The organism is Pantoea sp. Morm, assembly GCF_016643525.1.
GTDB lineage: Bacteria > Pseudomonadota > Gammaproteobacteria > Enterobacterales > Enterobacteriaceae > Pantoea > Pantoea dispersa.
In genome coordinates, this window is the sequence record NZ_VOQX01000220.1 from 1 (window position 1) to 1,839 (window position 1,839).

A 1,839-nucleotide genomic window follows, 5' to 3' on the forward strand; every position below is an offset into this window, starting at 1 on the left:
ATGAGACCAGGCCTACGCGCCGGTCAGTGCAGTCTGACAAATGGGGGAGATTCTTAGTCGTTTGGGTTTGGGTTTGCGTTTGGGTTTGGGTTTGGGTTTGGGTTTGGGTTTGGGTTTGGGTTTGGGTTTGAGTTTGAGTTTGGGTTTGCCCTCACCCCGGCCCTCTCCCGCACGCGGGAGAGGGAGCGGTCCGCTGCGGGCGGGGAAGGCAGTGCGTAACATGAGAGAACCAGGAAGGTGCAGCGGGTGAAAAGTATGAAAGGCACGCAGGCAAAGGCTAAAGATGACCGATGACACCCTGGCGCACCAGCCAGCTCCCTTTCCCCTACCAGCACCAGCCAGTTCCCTCTCCCGCTTGCGGGAGAGGGTTAGGGTGAGGGAAAAAACCACTCTGAATTCAAACCATTAAACCGCCTGCGCGCACGCCCACGCTGAGCTCCACGCCCACTGGAAATTGTAGCCGCCGAGCCAGCCCGTCACGTCCACCACTTCGCCGATGAAATAGAGCCCCGGCACGTCGCGCGCTTCCATGGTCTTTGACGACAGCTGCGTGGTATCCACGCCGCCCAGCGTCACTTCGGCGGTACGATAGCCTTCGGTGCCGTTTGGCTGCACGCGCCACTGGTGCAGCGTGGTCACCAGCTCGCTCTGCTGCTTGCTGTTAAGCTGCTTCAGCGTCACGTCGGGAATCTGCTGCAGCTCCTGCAATACTTCCACCAGCCGCTTCGGCAGGATCTTCGCCAGGCTATTTTTCAGGCTGAGGTTGGGATGCGCCGCACGCTGCACGTCGATAAAATCGTCCAGCGCGGTCTCCGGCGACAGGTTGACGGTGACAAACTCGCCCGGCTGCCAGTAGCTGGAAATCTGCAGTACCGCCGGACCGGACAGGCCGCGGTGGGTAAACAGCATCGCCTCTTTAAACAGCGTGCCGTCCTGAGCAGTGATGGTGGTCGGCAGCGCCACGCCGGAAAGCGTGTTCAGCTGCTCCAGCAGCGGCTTATGCAGCGTAAACGGTACCAGCGCGGCGCGCGTTGGATGGACGCGCAGGCCAAACTGCTCCGCCACCTTATAACCGAACGGTGTGGCCCCCAGTCCCGGCATAGACAGTCCACCGCTGGCAATCACCAGCTTGTCCGCGCGAACCGCCGAGCCATTCAGCTGCAGCGTGTAACCGTCGTCGTCGCGCGCCACGCTCAGCACTTCGCTGCGCAACCGCAGCGTCACCTGGCCGGCTTCACACTCTTTCAGCAGCAGGTCGACAATCTGCTGCGCCGAGTCATCGCAGAACAGCTGGCCAAGGGTTTTCTCGTGATACGCGATGCCGTGACGATTAACCAGATCGATGAAATCCCACTGGGTGTAACGCGCCAGCGCCGATTTACAGAAATGTGGATTGTGCGACAGGTACGCCGCCGGTTCGGTGTAGAGATTGGTGAAGTTGCAGCGGCCGCCGCCGGACATCAGGATTTTGCGCCCTGCCTTCTTGCCGTTATCCAGCAGCAATACGCGACGGCCCAATTGCCCGGCCTGTGCCGCGCAGAACATGCCGGCCGCGCCTGCACCAATAATGATAACGTCAAACTTTTCCACGGCCTTAACCCACCTGATTGAAAGGCGCTGATTGTAGAGATCTGCGGCTTTTCGCGCCAGCGTCAAAAAAAAGCCGTAAATGTGTCATATTGTAACTTGCTCATTTTCCGGTCTTTTTGTCCTTAATTACCTGCCGGATGACAAATTTAAGACAAAAAAGAGCTATATTTTTCTTTCCCATAGCGCACGTTGTCGCAGATAATGCGCCGCGTTCATGTCCTCCAAAATGGCGTAACGTTTATGCTACAT

The 1,839-nt window shown here is 58.2% G+C and carries 1 protein-coding gene; it reads right to left on the minus strand.

Translation table 11 applies throughout. The features are described from left to right. Positions 1-405 precede the first annotated feature (405 nt). On the minus strand, positions 406-1,590 hold the full coding sequence (locus FT726_RS27005) for an NAD(P)/FAD-dependent oxidoreductase (protein WP_346303823.1): 1,185 nt from the start codon (positions 1,588-1,590) through the stop codon (positions 406-408). Positions 1,591-1,839: the final 249 nt, after the last annotated feature.